This is a genomic window from Actinoplanes sp. NPDC049316 (genome assembly GCF_040677315.1).
Taxonomy (GTDB): Bacteria; Actinomycetota; Actinomycetes; order Mycobacteriales; family Micromonosporaceae; genus Actinoplanes.
Map to the genome: position 1 here is coordinate 167,234 of NZ_JBFAQM010000016.1, position 13,465 is coordinate 180,698.

General features: G+C 74.4%; 14 protein-coding genes. 5 read left to right on the forward strand and 9 right to left on the reverse strand.

Translation table 11 applies throughout. The features are described from left to right. Positions 1–23: 23 nt before the first annotated feature. A complete protein-coding gene (locus tag AB0K03_RS24025) occupies positions 24–512 on the reverse strand; it encodes an AAA family ATPase (RefSeq protein ID WP_364688398.1) in 489 nt (162 codons plus the stop codon). 182 nt (positions 513–694) lie between these two features. On the opposite strand from AB0K03_RS24025, the gene AB0K03_RS24030 reads away from it, so the two are divergent. After that, on the forward strand, positions 695–1,888 hold the full coding sequence (locus AB0K03_RS24030) for a nitric oxide synthase oxygenase (RefSeq protein ID WP_364688400.1): 1,194 nt from the start codon (positions 695–697) through the stop codon (positions 1,886–1,888). Positions 1,889–1,898: 10 nt separating this feature from the next. Here the strand turns inward: AB0K03_RS24030 and AB0K03_RS24035 are convergent, their stop codons facing one another. The 3 genes from AB0K03_RS24035 to AB0K03_RS24045 all read right to left on the reverse strand — a co-directional run bounded on the left by AB0K03_RS24035 (position 1,899) and on the right by AB0K03_RS24045 (position 5,182). Further along, the gene (locus AB0K03_RS24035; RefSeq protein ID WP_364688402.1) at positions 1,899–2,405 is read right to left on the reverse strand and encodes a globin domain-containing protein; all 507 of its coding nucleotides are present in this window, start codon (positions 2,403–2,405) and stop codon (positions 1,899–1,901) included. A 99-nt stretch (positions 2,406–2,504) separates the two neighbouring features. Beyond that, the gene (locus AB0K03_RS24040; RefSeq protein ID WP_364688403.1) at positions 2,505–4,601 is read right to left on the reverse strand and encodes a glycogen debranching N-terminal domain-containing protein; all 2,097 of its coding nucleotides are present in this window, start codon (positions 4,599–4,601) and stop codon (positions 2,505–2,507) included. After that, complete coding sequence (locus AB0K03_RS24045) at positions 4,598–5,182, reverse strand: helix-turn-helix transcriptional regulator (protein WP_364688405.1); 585 nt, start codon at positions 5,180–5,182, stop codon at positions 4,598–4,600. The genes AB0K03_RS24040 and AB0K03_RS24045 overlap by 4 nt, the downstream gene beginning before the upstream one ends. A 48-nt stretch (positions 5,183–5,230) precedes the next feature. On the opposite strand from AB0K03_RS24045, the gene AB0K03_RS24050 reads away from it, so the two are divergent. Continuing rightward, a complete protein-coding gene (locus AB0K03_RS24050; protein ID WP_364688407.1) occupies positions 5,231–6,025 on the forward strand; it encodes a class I SAM-dependent methyltransferase in 795 nt (264 codons plus the stop codon). Between the two features lie 11 nt (positions 6,026–6,036). Here AB0K03_RS24050 and AB0K03_RS24055 read toward each other — a convergent pair whose 3' ends face one another. The 4 genes from AB0K03_RS24055 to AB0K03_RS24070 are packed head-to-tail and all read right to left on the reverse strand — an operon-like array spanning position 6,037 to position 9,469. Next, a complete protein-coding gene (locus AB0K03_RS24055; RefSeq protein WP_364688409.1) occupies positions 6,037–6,912 on the reverse strand; it encodes a metal ABC transporter permease in 876 nt (291 codons plus the stop codon). Then, a complete protein-coding gene (locus AB0K03_RS24060) occupies positions 6,896–7,777 on the reverse strand; it encodes a metal ABC transporter permease (protein WP_364688411.1) in 882 nt (293 codons plus the stop codon). Before AB0K03_RS24060 ends, AB0K03_RS24055 begins: the two co-directional genes overlap by 17 nt. Continuing rightward, the gene (locus tag AB0K03_RS24065) at positions 7,774–8,529 is read right to left on the reverse strand and encodes a metal ABC transporter ATP-binding protein (RefSeq protein ID WP_364688413.1); all 756 of its coding nucleotides are present in this window, start codon (positions 8,527–8,529) and stop codon (positions 7,774–7,776) included. The genes AB0K03_RS24060 and AB0K03_RS24065 overlap by 4 nt, the downstream gene beginning before the upstream one ends. 1 nt (position 8,530) lies before the next feature. Next, complete coding sequence (locus AB0K03_RS24070) at positions 8,531–9,469, reverse strand: metal ABC transporter substrate-binding protein (protein ID WP_364688415.1); 939 nt, start codon at positions 9,467–9,469, stop codon at positions 8,531–8,533. Between the two features lie 139 nt (positions 9,470–9,608). Here AB0K03_RS24070 and AB0K03_RS24075 point away from each other — a divergent pair, with 139 nt between their 5' ends. The 3 genes from AB0K03_RS24075 (at position 9,609) to AB0K03_RS24085 (ending at position 12,941) form a co-directional block, all read left to right on the forward strand. Continuing rightward, on the forward strand, positions 9,609–10,004 hold the full coding sequence (locus AB0K03_RS24075) for a response regulator (RefSeq protein WP_364688417.1): 396 nt from the start codon (positions 9,609–9,611) through the stop codon (positions 10,002–10,004). Further along, on the forward strand, positions 10,001–12,091 hold the full coding sequence (locus AB0K03_RS24080; RefSeq protein WP_364688419.1) for an ATP-binding protein: 2,091 nt from the start codon (positions 10,001–10,003) through the stop codon (positions 12,089–12,091). Before AB0K03_RS24075 ends, AB0K03_RS24080 begins: the two co-directional genes overlap by 4 nt. Before the next feature lie 502 nt (positions 12,092–12,593). Continuing rightward, a complete protein-coding gene (locus AB0K03_RS24085) occupies positions 12,594–12,941 on the forward strand; it encodes a DUF6401 family natural product biosynthesis protein (RefSeq protein ID WP_364688421.1) in 348 nt (115 codons plus the stop codon). 63 nt (positions 12,942–13,004) lie between these two features. Here the strand turns inward: AB0K03_RS24085 and AB0K03_RS24090 are convergent. Further along, positions 13,005–13,465 (reverse strand): hypothetical protein (locus AB0K03_RS24090; RefSeq protein WP_364688423.1); only part of this gene is annotated, 461 nt, incomplete at its 5' end.

Below are 13,465 nucleotides of genomic sequence, written 5' to 3' on the forward strand. Positions count from 1 at the left end.
GCTACCCGCGATACCGGGTTCCCTCACCTGCTCACCGCCACGGCGGCCGCGATGTCCTCCAGCCGGCGGGTGACCGTGGCCGGCGGCGCGGTCGCGTCGATCTCGGCCGTGGCCGTGGCCCGCAGCAGCGGCTCGACCGCCGCGAGGTGCCGCAGGACCTCGGCGCGTTCCTCCGGGGTCTTGCCGTACGGATTCCCGGTGCGCGCGGCGATCCGGGCGAGCAGGACCTCGGCCGGCGCGCTCAGCAGCACCACCGCGTCGAACCGCGGGTAGAACCCGCCCTGGTTGCTCTTGCAGCCCGCGACGAACAGATCCCCCGCCCGGTGGCCGTCCAGCAGCGCGGTCATCGCGTCCTCGCGCCAGATCCAGTCGCGGAACCCGTCGGGCTGGGTCGTCCACCGGCTCCACTCGTCGGTGTCCGTGTCGACCGTGCGGTGCCCGCGCGCCGCCAGCGCCTGCAGGGCACTGGACTTTCCGGTCCCGGACATGCCGGTGATGAGGACCTTGGCCACCCCGCCAGCGTAGGCGGACGCGGCGCGGGTCGTGCGGCTTGCCCGTTCGGGCAGGAGACATCCGTCGCATTGACGGTCATCTGCCCCCCAAAATACGATCTTGGGCGATCTGACCTCATCGAGCGACGTCGCCACCACCACGCCGGTACGGGCGCCACGTCCGGCCGGAAGGAACGCGACGCATGGGCACGCCCGGTTACCGGGACCATCCGGCACCCGCGTGGGATCCGGCGGCGCCGGCCGACCTCGCCGAGGCCGAGGAATTCCTGCGGCAGTACCACGCCGAGAACGCGGCAGCCGAGGGGTTGCGGGAGCGGCTGGCCGCCGTACGCCGGGAGATCGACGCCACCGGCACGTACGTCCACACCGCCGACGAGCTGACGTACGGCGCCAAGCTCGCCTGGCGCAACGCGAGCCGGTGCATCGGCCGGCTGTACTGGCGCAGCCTGCTCGTGCTGGACCGGCGCAGCGTCCACACTCCCCACGGCATCTTCGAGAGCCTGGTGCGCCACCTGGAGATCGCCGGCGGTACGGACTCCCGCGCCGGGCGGCACGCCCGCGGGGGCGTCATCCGCCCGGTGATCAGCGTGTTCGCGCCGGCCGCGCCGGGGCGGCCGTACGCGCGGGTGTGGAACGAGCAGCTCGTCCGGTACGCCGGCTACCGCGACGTGGACGGCGCGATCGTCGGCGACCCGGCGCAGGAGCAGTTCACCACCGCGATGGAGCTGCTCGGGTGGAAGGGTCCCGGCACCGCCTTCGACGTGCTGCCGCTGGCCGTCGAGACCCCGCGGGACGGCGTCACGCTCTTCGAGCTGCCCGAGAGCGCGATCCTCGAGGTGCCGCTGGCGCACCCCGAGCACGACTGCTTCGCCGAGCTGGGCCTGCGCTGGTACGCGGTCCCCGCCATCGCGAACCAGCGGCTGAGCATCGGTGGCGTCGACTATCCGCTCGCCCCGTTCAACGGCTGGTACATGGGCACCGAGATCGGCGCGCGCAACCTCGCCGACGGCGATCGCTACAACCTGCTGCCGACGGTCGCCCGGCTCCTGGGTCTCGACACGAGCTCGGAGACGACCCTGTGGCGTGACCGCGCTCTGGTGGAGCTGAACCGCGCGGTGCTGCACTCGTTCGAGCGCTCCGGCGTGCGCATCACCGACCACCACACCGAGTCGGCGCGTTTCCTCGAGCACGTACGCCGCGAGGAGGCGGCGGGCCGTCAGGTGCCGGCCGACTGGTCGTGGATCGTCCCGCCGATCTCGGGCGGGGCCACGCCGGTCTTCCACCGCTACTACCACGAGGCGGACCAGCGCCCGAACTTCTATTTGGACGACGAGGCCCGGCAGCTGGCGCGGACGGGCGAGCCCGCGTTCCCCTGAGGATCGCGGCTCAGGCGGCCTCGCCGAGCATGTGCGCGCTCATCCAGTCGTACATCCAGATCCAGGCCGAGCTGGTGGCCACGGTCCAGTCGCCGGACACGTCACGGACCGCCCGCACCAGCGCGTGTCCCACGTACGGGTAGTGCTCCGGCGCGACCGCGTACCGGTGGGCGTGGTCGCGGCCGAGCATGCGCAGCGTGCGTTCCATGCCGGCGGCGTACCGTTCGGGCTCCGCGAGCGACTGGATCGCCGAGAGCAGGGCCCGGCACAGCCGTTCGTTCTGGGCCGTCATGTCGTCCGGGAACATCTGCCGCACGTCCGGCGCGAGCACGAACAGGTGCCGGTAGAAGGCCTCGGCGAGGGCGACCGGCCGGTCGGCGACGACCGCGGCGGTCTGCTGGACGATGGCCATGGCCTCGGCGGTCGGCCGCCGGTGCGGTCCCGGCCGCCGCGGCGCGCCCGGCACGGCGCCGACCGCGTAGCGGGAGTCGCGCGGCCCCCCTCCCGTCTCGATCATGGACTTAACTTAACGAATGCGACACCGACCGTCGCAACCGGTACACGGCTTGTGCCCCGACACGCTCCACATCGGGCACAGATGGGAAGGCTTCGTCCGTCAGGCGCCCGTCCGGCGCCACCCGGCCGGCAGCCCGATGATCTCCCCCGCGTCGCCCGCGGCCGTGATGCGCAGCGTCGCCGCTCCGAGCCGCAGGCCGGACAGCGTCACCGTGCCCCACGACGCCGGAAGCCGCGGCGTCAGCCCGACCGTGCCGCGCGGCACGTCCGGCTCCAGCCCGAGCGCGGCCCGGACCAGCAGCAGCGGCGCGGCCGCCGCCCACGCCTGCGGCGAGCAGGACGTCGGGTACGGCACCGGCGGCGCGAACTCGTCGCGGCCGAATCCGCAGTACAGCTCGGGCAGGCGGGCCCCGAACCCGGCGGCCGCCTCGATGACGCCCGCGCTCAGCCGGTGGGCCAGCTCGACGGCCCCGGGCACGTGCGCGTAGCGCAGCAGGCCTGCCACGGCGATGGCCGTGTCGTGCGGCCACACCGAGCCGTTGTGGTAGCTCACCGGGTCGTACGCGGCCATCGCCGACGACATCGTGCGCAGGCCGTACCCGGTGTCCATGTCCGACTGCGACAGCCGCGCGACGAGGGCCTCCGCGTGGGCGTCAGCGGCGATTCCCGTCCACAGCGCGTGAGCCGGGTTACTGGTGAGCGCGTCGACCGGCCGCTTGTCGCCGTCCAGGGCGAGGGCGTACCAGCCGCGATCCGGCAGCCAGAAGGCCTCCGCGAAGGCGGCGCGCAGGCGTGCGGCCCGGTCCCGGCACGCGGCGGCACGGCCGGGGTCGCCGAACGCGTCGGCCAGCTCCGCGCGGGCCAGCAGGGCGGCGTGGACGTACGCCTGTACCTCGCACAGGGCGATCGGGGTCCGCGCCGGGCGGCCGTCGGCGAAGCTCACCGCGTCGGCGCTGTCCTTCCAGCCCTGGTTGACCAGGCCGTGCGCGGCGGCCCGCTCGTACTCGACGAAGCCGTCACCGTCGCGGTCCCCGTACGTGTCGATCCAGTCCAGGGCCGCGTCCGCGGCCGGCAGCAGATCCCGGACGACCGCCTCGCCCGCGCCCCACCGCCAGGCCTCGCCGAGCAGCATGACGAACAGCGGCGAGGCGTCGACGGTGCCGTAGTAGCGGTTGCCGCCGAGCGCGCGGTCGCTGTCCGGGCCGAGGCGCAGCTCGTGCAGGATCCGGCCGGGCTGCTCCTCGGTGCGCGGGTCGGTGGTGCGGCCCTGCGTCGCGGCGAGCGCCTGCAGCGTGCCCACGGCGAGCGACAGGTCAAGCGGCAGCGCCATCCACGCGGTGAGCAGGCTGTCGCGGCCGAACAGGGTCATGTACCAGGGCGCGCCGGCGGCCACGAACGGCTGCCCGGTGCGCGGGTCCGGCGCCTGCAGCACGCCGAGGTCGATTTCCGTACGCGTGAGCACCGCGGCCAGCCCCGGACTCCCGGCGCCGACGCGGGTGACCGCCGAGCGCCACGCGCTCAGCCTGCGGGCGGCCGCGCTCTCGTCGACCGGCCTGCCGCGCTCGAAGCCCGGGGCGATCCACCGGCCGGCCACCATCGCCTCGGCGACGATCTCGGCGCTCCACGAACCGTGCCCGGGTACGGCGATCCGCCACGTGAGCGCGTCCGGCGCGAGGACCGGGTCGCCGGACGCGCTCACGCGCAGGCCGCGTCCGGCGTCGGCGCACGAGGTGAGCCGCAACTCCCCGCCGCTGGTCGTGGCCTCGACGCCCGCCATGCCCTCCCGGCCGTCCTTCACGGCGAACAGGTCGGCGAAGTCGGCGGCCACCGCCAGCTTGAGCTCGCATTCGACGGCCGCCCGGCCCAGGTTCCGCACGGTGACGGTCTCGCGCATCCCGGCGTCGACCAGGCGTTCGCGGACCAGCAGCAGCGAGTCTCCAGCCGGGCCGCGCAGCACGAAGCGGCCCGCGTACGCGTCGGGGGCCTGCACGGTCAGCGGCTCGGGGCGGCGCCCCTCCAGCCGCAGCTGCCAGCGCGAGAGCACGCGGGCGTCGCCCACGAACAGGCCGTGGGAGCTGCCCGGCGCGATGTCGCCGGAGTGGTCCGACAGGCAGAAGGCCGGGCCTGCGAACAGCGTCACGGCCGGGTCGGCCGGCGCGGGCTCGCCCGCGTTGAGGGGACCGCTCCCGGCTGTCATGCCTCCGCCGTCCCGTCCCGTGCGGGCCCGAGGTGGGTGCGTTCCCCGTCGTGGTCGAGGATGCACAGGACCTCGGCGGCACCCTCCTCGGCGCCGAACGCGTGCGGGACCATCGTCGAGAACTCCGCGGCCTCTCCGGTGCGCACCCGGATGGTGCGCTCGCCGAGGCGCAGCACGATCGTGCCGGAGAGCACGGTGAACCAGTCGCGGCCCGGGTGCACCCGCAGGTCGGCCGGGACCGGCCGGGTGATCCGTAGCTTGGCCACCGTCACGCCGTGCGGGGTGTGCTCGCGCGAGAGCAGCCAGGTGGTCATGCCGCGTGCCTCGTCGCGGTGCGGGCGGATCACCACGTCCCCGTCGTCGCCGGACTCCACCAGCTGGTCGAGCGTGGTGCCCAGTGCGCGGGCGAGCGGCGCCAGCTGGTCGAGGGCGATCCGCCGGTGGCCCGTCTCGATCCGGCTGAGGGTGGACGGGCTCAGATAGCTGCGGGCCGCGAGGTCGTCCAGGGACCAGCCGCGCGCCAGCCGCAGCCCGCGCAGACGCTGCCGGACTAGGGAGTCGAGATCGCCATCTTGCTTCATACGCAAGATGCTATGCCGTACGCGCAACGAATGGGTACCGTTCGGGGCATGGCACATTCCCACATGGCGGAGATGCTGGACCTGGACGCCGAGGTCCTGAGCGACTACCACCACGACGTGATCACCTGGGCCGGCTCGCTGGTCCCGGACCGCCCGCGCATCATCGACCTGGGCGCGGGCACCGGCACGGGCAGCCTCGCGCTCGCCCGGCACCTGCCCGGCGCCGAGGTGATCGCGGTGGACGTCGACGAAGAGATGCTGGAGCACCTGCGGCACCGCGCCACCGAGCTCGGGCTCGGCGAGCGGATCCGCACCGTCCAGGCCGACCTGGACCAGCCCTGGCCGGCGCTCGGCCCGGCCGACATGGTGTGGGCGTCCGCGTCGCTGCACCACATGGCCGACCCCGGCGACGCCCTCGCCCAGGCGCTGGCCACCCTGCGCCCGGGCGGCGTCCTGCTGGCGACCGAGCTCGACTCGTTCCCGATGTTCCTCACTGGCACGGCGGACACGGGCCTGGAGCAACGGGCCCACGCCGCGCTCGCCGCCCTGCGCGACGAGGCGGGCCTGCACATGCACGAGGACTGGGGGGACCGGCTGGCCAAGGCCGGCTTCGTCGTCGAGGAGGAGCGCCGCGCCGACATCGACCTGCGGCCCCCGCTGCCCCCGGCGGCCGGCCGCTACGCCCAGGTCTCGCTGGCCCGCATGGCGCCCCGGCTCGAGGGCCGGCTCGACCCGGCGGACCTGGCGGCCCTGGAAGCCCTCGCGGCCGGGGTGGCGGACCGCGACGACCTCACCGTACGGGCGACGCGAACCGTCTGGCTGGGCCGCCGCCCGCAGGCCTGAGCACCGCGCGGTCACGCCGCGGGCCCGGCGTAGCGGAGCACCTCCGCGATCCGCCGCCGGGTCCGCTCGTCGCGCCGCAGGCGCAGGGGCATCCAGCGCAGCCGGGACAGCGCCGCCGAGACCAGCAGCAGCCCGGTCGCGGCGAGGGCGATGCCGGCGCCCGCCGCCACGTTCCAGCGGCTGGACGCGTACAGGCCGATCAGGCCCGCCGCGACGCCGAAGGTGACGGCCAGGGCCGTCATGACCGGCAGGCGGCCGGTCCAGAACCGGGCGGCGGCGGCCGGGGCGACGATCAGCGCCAGGGCCAGGATCGTGCCGACGGCCGGGACGATCGTCACCACCGCCACCTGGATCGTCAGCAGCAGCACCAGATCCCAGACCCCCGTCGCGAACCCGGCGGCCCGCGCCCCGGCCGGGTCGAAGCCGGTGAACAGCAGCGGCCGGGCGTACAGCGTCAGCACCGCGGCGACCACCACGAGCACGGCGGCGGTGGTGGCGAGATCCCGTGGGCCGACCGTGAGAACGGAGCCGACCAGGAACGACGACAGGTCCCGGCTGAAGCCGTTCCGCGTGGCGATCAGGGCGGCGCCGAGCGCGAACCCGCCCGAGAGCATCACCCCGGTGGCGGCCGCCGCGTTCTGACCGCGGCGGCGGCTGAGGGCGGCCACGCCCACGGCGATGACAGCCCCGGCGACCACGCCGCCGGCGTAGATGTCGACGCCGATGACGGCGGCCGCGACGACGCCGGGGAAGGTGGCGTGGGTCAGCGCCATCGTGAAGAACGACAGCCGCCGTACCACCACGTGCACGCCGACCAGCGCGGCCAGCGCCCCGGCGAGGACGACCTCGGCCGTGGCGCGGTGCAGCGCGTCATCCCACCAGTTCATGCGAGGACGTCCTTCCGGTACGGGCCGGCCGGTGCCGCCGGCGGCGCAGCAAGCCGACCGGCACGAGCGCCAGGTACGCCACCACGAGCAGCAGCACCACGGCGGAGGCGGAGGTGAGGACCAGACCGTGCTCGACGGACGCCGTCCAGCTCACGAGCAGCCCGGCGGAGCCCGCGGCCAGGATCAGGCCGGTGCCGGCGAGGGCCATCAGCGCCGGCCGTACGGTCACCATGCGCGCCGCCGCGGCCGGCACGATGAGCAGGGCCACCACGAGGATCGTGCCCACCGCGCGCACGGCCGCGACCACCACCAGGGCCAGGATGAGGTTGAGCCACAGGTCCAGCGGGCCGGTCCGGAAGCCGGCCGCCGCGGCGCCGGCCGGGTCGAACGCCCGGAACAGCAGCGGCCGCGCGGCGACGAGCAGCATCGCGAGGATGACGGCGGCCAGGACGGCGGTCTCGGCGATCTGCCGCGGGGTCACCGTCAGCAGGCGTCCGAAGAGGAAGGACGTCAGATCCGAGGTGTACGAGGAACGCCGCGACACCAGCAGCACACCGATCGAGAACATCGCGGTGAGCACGACGGCCGTGGAGGCGTCATCGGAGAGCACACCCGAGCGGGTGAGCAGGGTCAGCGCCACGGCGGTCGCCACGCCCGCGACGAGGGCACCGGCGAACAGCCCGTCGAGACCGCCGGCGACGAAGCCGATCACCACCCCGGGGAAGACCGTGTGGGTGAGCGCGTCGGAGACGAACGACAGCCGGCGGACGAACACGAACACGCTGACCGGGCCGCAGATCAGCGCCAGCAGGGCCAGCTCGGCCAGCGCCCGCGCCATGAACGGGAGGGCGAACGGCTCGGTCACGGCTCCACCAGCACCGTACGGCCGTCGGCCAGGTCGACCGCGTGGCCGCCGTACGCCCGGCGCAGCGGCCCGGCGGTCAGCGTCAGCTCCGGCGGCCCGGCCGCCCACTGCCGGCCGTTGAGCAGGCACACCTGATCGGCGAGGTCCCGGGCGACCGTGAGGTCGTGGGTACTCAGGATCAGCGCCGTCCCGGCGGCGCTCACGTCGCGCAGCACGGCGAGGACGGCCTCCTGGCTCACCGCGTCGACGCCGTTGAAGGGCTCGTCGAGCAGCAGCAGCCGGGGTTCCGCGGCGATCGCCCGGGCCAGCAGGACCCGCTGGCGCTGGCCGCCGGAGAGCACGCCGAACGGGCTGCGGCTCTTGTCGGCCAGCCCGACCCGCTCGAGCGCCTCGCGCACGGCCCGGCGGTCGGCCGGGCGGGTGGGCCGCCACCAGCCGATGCGGCGGTAGCGGCCCATCATGACGACCTGCGCGGCGGTCACCGGGAAGTCGGCGTCCAGGGCCCCGGTCTGCGGCACGTAGCCGGTGTCGCCGCGCGCCTGCGCCGGGGTCCGGCCGAGCACCGTCGCCGTGCCCGCGAGCGGCGGCACGAGCCCGAGCACCGACTTGATCAGCGTCGACTTGCCGGCGCCGTTGGGCCCGACGAGCGCGAGGCGCTGCCCGGCCCGCAGCTCCAGGTCGACGCCGGTGAGCACCGGGGTGCCCCGGTAACCGAGGCTCACGCCGGTGTAGCGCAGGGCGGCACCGGCCACGTCAGCCGCCCAGAGCCGCGACGATGACCTCGGTGTTGTGCCGCTCGGCGCCGAGGTACGTGCCCTCCGGGGTGCCTGGCTCGCCGAGGCTGTCGCCGTACAGGGCGTCCTCGCCCGCGACGACCTTCACGCCGGCCTGGCGCGCGATGGCCTCGGCGCTCTTCGGCGGCAGCGAGCTCTCGGCGAAGATCGCCTTGGTGCCGGTGGCCTTGATCTTCGTGACGAGGTCGTCGAGCTGCCGCGCGGACAGCTCGGCGGAGGTGTCGAGGCTGGGGATGACCGAGCCGACGAACTCCAGCTCGTAGCGGTCGGCGTAGTAGCCGAACGCGTCGTGGTTGGTGACCAGCTTGCGTTGCGCGGCGGGGATCCTCGCGAAGGCGGCCTCCGCGTCGGCGTCGAGCTTGTCGAGCCGGGCCGAGTAGCCGGCGAGGTTCTTCGCGAAGGCGTCGGCGTGCGCGGGGCCGGCGGCGGCGAGGCCCTTCTCGATGGTCGCCACCATCATCTTCGCGTTGCGCGGGTCGTGCCAGATGTGCGGGTCGCGGTCGTCGCCCTCGCCCTGCCGCAGCCGCACGCCCTGGCTGGAGTCGACGACCGTGCCGCCGAAGCCGGCGGCCTCGATGGTGCGGTCCAGCCATTCCTCCAGCCCGACGCCGTTCTTCACGATGACCTTCGCGGCGCCGATGGCCCGCAGGTCGGCCGGGGTCGGCTCGTAGTCGTGCGGGTCGACGTTCGGCTTGATGATCTGGGTGACCGCGACGTCCGCACCGCCGACGGCGCGCACGAAGTCGGCGACCTCCGGGGTGGTGGCGACCACGGCCAGCCGGGCGCCGGAGGTCGTACCGGCCCCGGCGGCGGCGTCACCGCCGGAGTCGCAGCCGCCGAGGAGGGCGAGGGCCGCGGCGACCGTCGCGGCGATGAGGGTGCGTTGCCGATGTTTCACGTGAGTGCTCCGTTCCGTCAGTGCCGGAACGGTAATCGTTTTCAATAACCATCGTCTAATGGCGAGATGACGATGTGCGCACTCAGCGCTGCGGGCCCCGCGCCGATAGGACCAGTGAGGGTGAAGCGGGGGGAACGGCGTGGCGCGCTTGCTGGTGGTCGACAACGAACCGGACATCTGCGCCCTCATCGCGCGGTATCTGGTGCGGGCCGGGCACGAGGTGATCTGCGCCCACGACGGCGCGACGGCGCTGGCCGAGGTGTCCCTGCACGGGCCGCCGGACGCCGCCGTGCTCGACGTCGACATGCCCGCCGTGAACGGTTTCGAGCTGCTCGAACAGCTCCGCAGCGACCACCGCGACCTGGCCGCCCTGTTCCTCACCGTGCTCTGGAACGGCGAGGTGCGGGACCGGATCGCCGGGCTGGGCGCCGCGTACGTGCCCAAGCCGTTCACTCCGGAGGGTCTGTGCACCGCCGTGGAGGACCTGCTCTCGCGGAGAGGCGGGGCGGCGCGGCAATCGGAGACGGCCTCATGACCCTGCCCGCCTCCCTGCTGCGGACGGCCGGGTTCGCCGCGCTGTACCTGCTGGCCACCTGGGCGGGCCGGCAGACGATCATGGACGGCACCAACCTGAGCCTGGTGTGGCCCGCCGCCGGCATCTCCGCGGTGTGGTTCCTGGCCCAGCACCGGTCCCGGTGGCGGGCCGTGGACGTGCTCGCCCTGTCCGTGGTGACGTACGCCGTGAACACGGCGACCGGCGCAACACCGGTGCCGGCCCTGTGGTTCGTCGTGGCGAACGTCCTGCAGGCGGAGCTGTTCGGCGTGCTGTTCCGGCGGTGGCTGCCGCACCTGTGGGGCGGCGGCGGAAGCCGGCCGATGAGCCGCCTGCCGGAGCTGTGGCGCCTGATGGCGGCGGCGTTCCTGGCCACCGGCGCCGGCGCCCTGATCGGCCCGACGGCGGCCTGGATCGTCGACGGCGTCTACTCGGTGCCGGCGACCGCGGTCTGGCTGACCCGCAACACCGTCAGCATCCTGCTCATCGGCGTGGCCGGGCTGCGGCTGGGGTACGCCCTGCACCGCCGGCGCGCCGCACACACCGGCCTCGGGACCGTGCTGCGTGGCGAGCTGGCGGCTTTGACCCGGCGACGCGCGATGGAGTACGCCGTCGTCGTGGTGGTCTCCGCGCTGACGTACACCGTCGCGTTCGGCATCGACCACGGGCTGCCGCTGGCCTTCCCGCTGCTGGCCATGACGGTCTGGGCGGGTCTGCGGCTGCGGACGGGCTTCGTGATCCTGCACGACCTGGCGTTCGGGTCGGCCGCCGTGCTGTTCACCCTGAACGGGGAGGGGCCTTTCGCACACGTCCCCGACAACGCGCTGCGGGCGCTGATCGCCCAGGCGTTCGTCGGGATGGTCGCCGTGGTGGGGCTCGCGCTGGCGCTGGGCCGCGACGAGCGGGCCCGGCTCGTCGCCGATCTGCGGGAGTCCGAGCAGGCGGCGGCGGAGCAGGCCACGGTGCTCGCCACCATCGTCGACGGCATGGCCGAGGGCTTGGCGGTGATGGACACCCAGGGCCGGCTGATCCTGCGCAACCCCGCCGGCGGACGGCTGCTCGGCGGCCTGGTCAGCACCACCGGCCAGATGGCCGACACCGGGTTCTACGGGCTGTTCCACGCCGACGGCCGGCTGATCGCCGCGGAGGAGCTGCCGTTCCGCCGGACTCTGCACACCGGCGAGCCGCACAGCATGGACATCGTGGTGCGCAACTCCTCGGTGCCCGAGGGCCGCATCCTGCACGTGGCCGCGACCCCGCTGCCCCACCCGATCAACGGCGAGCCCTGCGCGGTGAGCATCTTCAGCGACGTCACGGCCGAGCGCCGGCACCGCGACGAGCTGGCGTCCTTCGCCGGGGTCGTGGCGCACGACCTGCTCAACCCGCTCGCCACCGTGGAGGGTTGGTCGGACGCCGGCATGTCGGCGCTCGACGAGGCGCCGGAGCACCCCGCGGTCGAGGACGCCCGGGACGGGTTGCGCCGCATCCGCCGGGCCGGCGTACGCATGCGCAACCTCATCAACGACCTGCTCGCGTACACGACGGCCCGCGACGCCGCGCTCGCGCCGGTGGACGTCTCCTTGAACGCCCTGGTGCCGGAGCTGACCACGGCCCGGGTGGACCAGGCGGAGAGCGGCGGCGGGCCGGTGCCGCGGTTCCACCTGGGCGACCTGCCGCCAGTGCACGCCGACCCGGTCCTGGTGCGCCAGGTGCTCGACAACCTCATCGGCAACGCGGTCAAGTACACCGCGCCGGGCACCACCCCGGAGGTGAGCATCACCGCGGCCGCGGCACCCGGCGGGCGCGTACGGGTCGAGGTCCGCGACAACGGCATCGGCATCCCGGACGGGCAGCACGGGCGCGTCTTCGACAACTTCCACCGCGCGCACCGTACGGCGGGCTACGCGGGCACAGGGCTCGGGCTGGGCATCTGCCGGCGCATCGTGGAGCGCCACGGCGGCACGATCGCCGCCGAGCCCGATCCCGGCGGCCGGGGCACCCGCATCACGTTCACCCTGCCGGCCGCCGTCTCGATGTCCGCGGCGCGGCAGCGGCACGCCGCGGTCTGAGCCGTACCGCCCGGCACGCGCGCGGCGGGTCTCGCGCTCGTTGGCCTTCTGGATCGCGTCGACGAGCTCGGGCTTGGTCATCCGGGACCGGCCGCGGACGCCGAGCCGCCGTGCGACGTCCATCAGGTGCTGTCTGCTCGCGTTGGCGTCGACCCCGCCGTCGGTCGGCGCGTCCGTGTCCCGCCCGCCGGCCGCCGCGAGCCGCGGGCCGCAAACGAGACGACGGCCCCTCCGTGCGGAGGGGCCGGTCGCCGACTCGACCAGGCGCGGGGATCGGCTGCCGCACACACCCGGGCGGTGTGATGATCACTTTGCCGCCCGGCGGCCGCCTGAAACGCCGATCTGCGGCATTCCGCCGCCCGCGGGGACGAAGCCGCCCGCGGGGACGAAGCCGCCCGAGGGTACGAACCGGCCGCGGGCCTCGGTGGCGGAACGGTCACATCTGTGGTGCACGCGTCCCGGGGGCATTGCCTGCCGGCGGGCGCGTTCGTACGTTGTCGCCATGGATCTCGAGAGTCGGAGCCGCGAGCAGGTAGCGGCGGCGGCCCACCTGGCGCTCGCGCAGTGGTGGGCGCGGCTGGGTGAGCACGGCGCGGCGGCGGTGCGCGTGCTGCCCGGGCTCATGGCCGAGGTCGATCAACACGTCGCCGAGGTACGCGCCCAGCTCACCGACCGGCGTGGCGGCAGCCCGCACCCGGTGATGCTGGCCGCGTACGCCGACGGTGTCGCCGACGTGGCCATGCGCCGGGGCTGGTCGCCGCAGCACACCCCGGCCGACGGGTGGGCGCGCGCGCCGTGGCCGTCCGTACGCCTGCTCGCGGTCTGCCTGCTGGCCGGCGCGCCCGCGTAACGCCACGGACACGGCTGCGGGCCCGCGGAGGCGTCCGCGGGCCCGCATCGATTGCCGGACCGGTCAGGAACGGGCGTCGCTGAACGCGCGCATGCTCTGCTCCTGGGCGTCCTGCGCGGACGACTGGGCCTGCTGCCTGGTCGTCTGCGCGGCGTCCTGCGCCGTCTCCTTCAGCTGGCCGGCGGCCTGCTGGAACGTGCCGGACATGTCGTCCTTCAGCTCGCTCGCGACGTCCTTGACCTTGTCGGTCAGGTCACCGCTGTGCTCCTTGAGCTCGGCGCCGGCGCGCTTCTCGGCGTCGGTCGCCGGGATCAGCGTCGCGGCCAGCATGCCCACCCCGAACGCGATGATGCCGGCGGCGAGCGGGTTGCCCTGCGCCTGCTGCGTCACCGCCTGCGGAGCGCTGCGCACCGACTCCGCCACCTCATGCGCCCTGTCCTGCACACTCCCGGCCACGTCATGCGCCCTGTCCTGCACACTCCCGGCCACGTCATGCGCCTTGTCCTGCACAGTCCCCGCGGCGC

Excerpts from the sequence above, each read along its gene's own strand:
- AB0K03_RS24045 (WP_364688405.1), bottom strand. The coding sequence starts at position 5,182 with ATGAAGCAAGATGGCGATCTCGACTCCCTAGTCCGGCAGCGTCTGCGC.
- AB0K03_RS24050 (WP_364688407.1), top strand. The coding sequence starts at position 5,231 with ATGGCACATTCCCACATGGCGGAGATGCTGGACCTGGACGCCGAGGTC.
- AB0K03_RS24080 (WP_364688419.1), top strand. The coding sequence starts at position 10,001 with ATGACCCTGCCCGCCTCCCTGCTGCGGACGGCCGGGTTCGCCGCGCTG.
- AB0K03_RS24030 (WP_364688400.1), top strand. The coding sequence starts at position 695 with ATGGGCACGCCCGGTTACCGGGACCATCCGGCACCCGCGTGGGATCCG.
- AB0K03_RS24055 (WP_364688409.1), bottom strand. The coding sequence starts at position 6,912 with ATGAACTGGTGGGATGACGCGCTGCACCGCGCCACGGCCGAGGTCGTC.
- AB0K03_RS24040 (WP_364688403.1), bottom strand. The coding sequence starts at position 4,601 with ATGACAGCCGGGAGCGGTCCCCTCAACGCGGGCGAGCCCGCGCCGGCC.
- AB0K03_RS24085 (WP_364688421.1), top strand. The coding sequence starts at position 12,594 with ATGGATCTCGAGAGTCGGAGCCGCGAGCAGGTAGCGGCGGCGGCCCAC.
- AB0K03_RS24035 (WP_364688402.1), bottom strand. The coding sequence starts at position 2,405 with ATGATCGAGACGGGAGGGGGGCCGCGCGACTCCCGCTACGCGGTCGGC.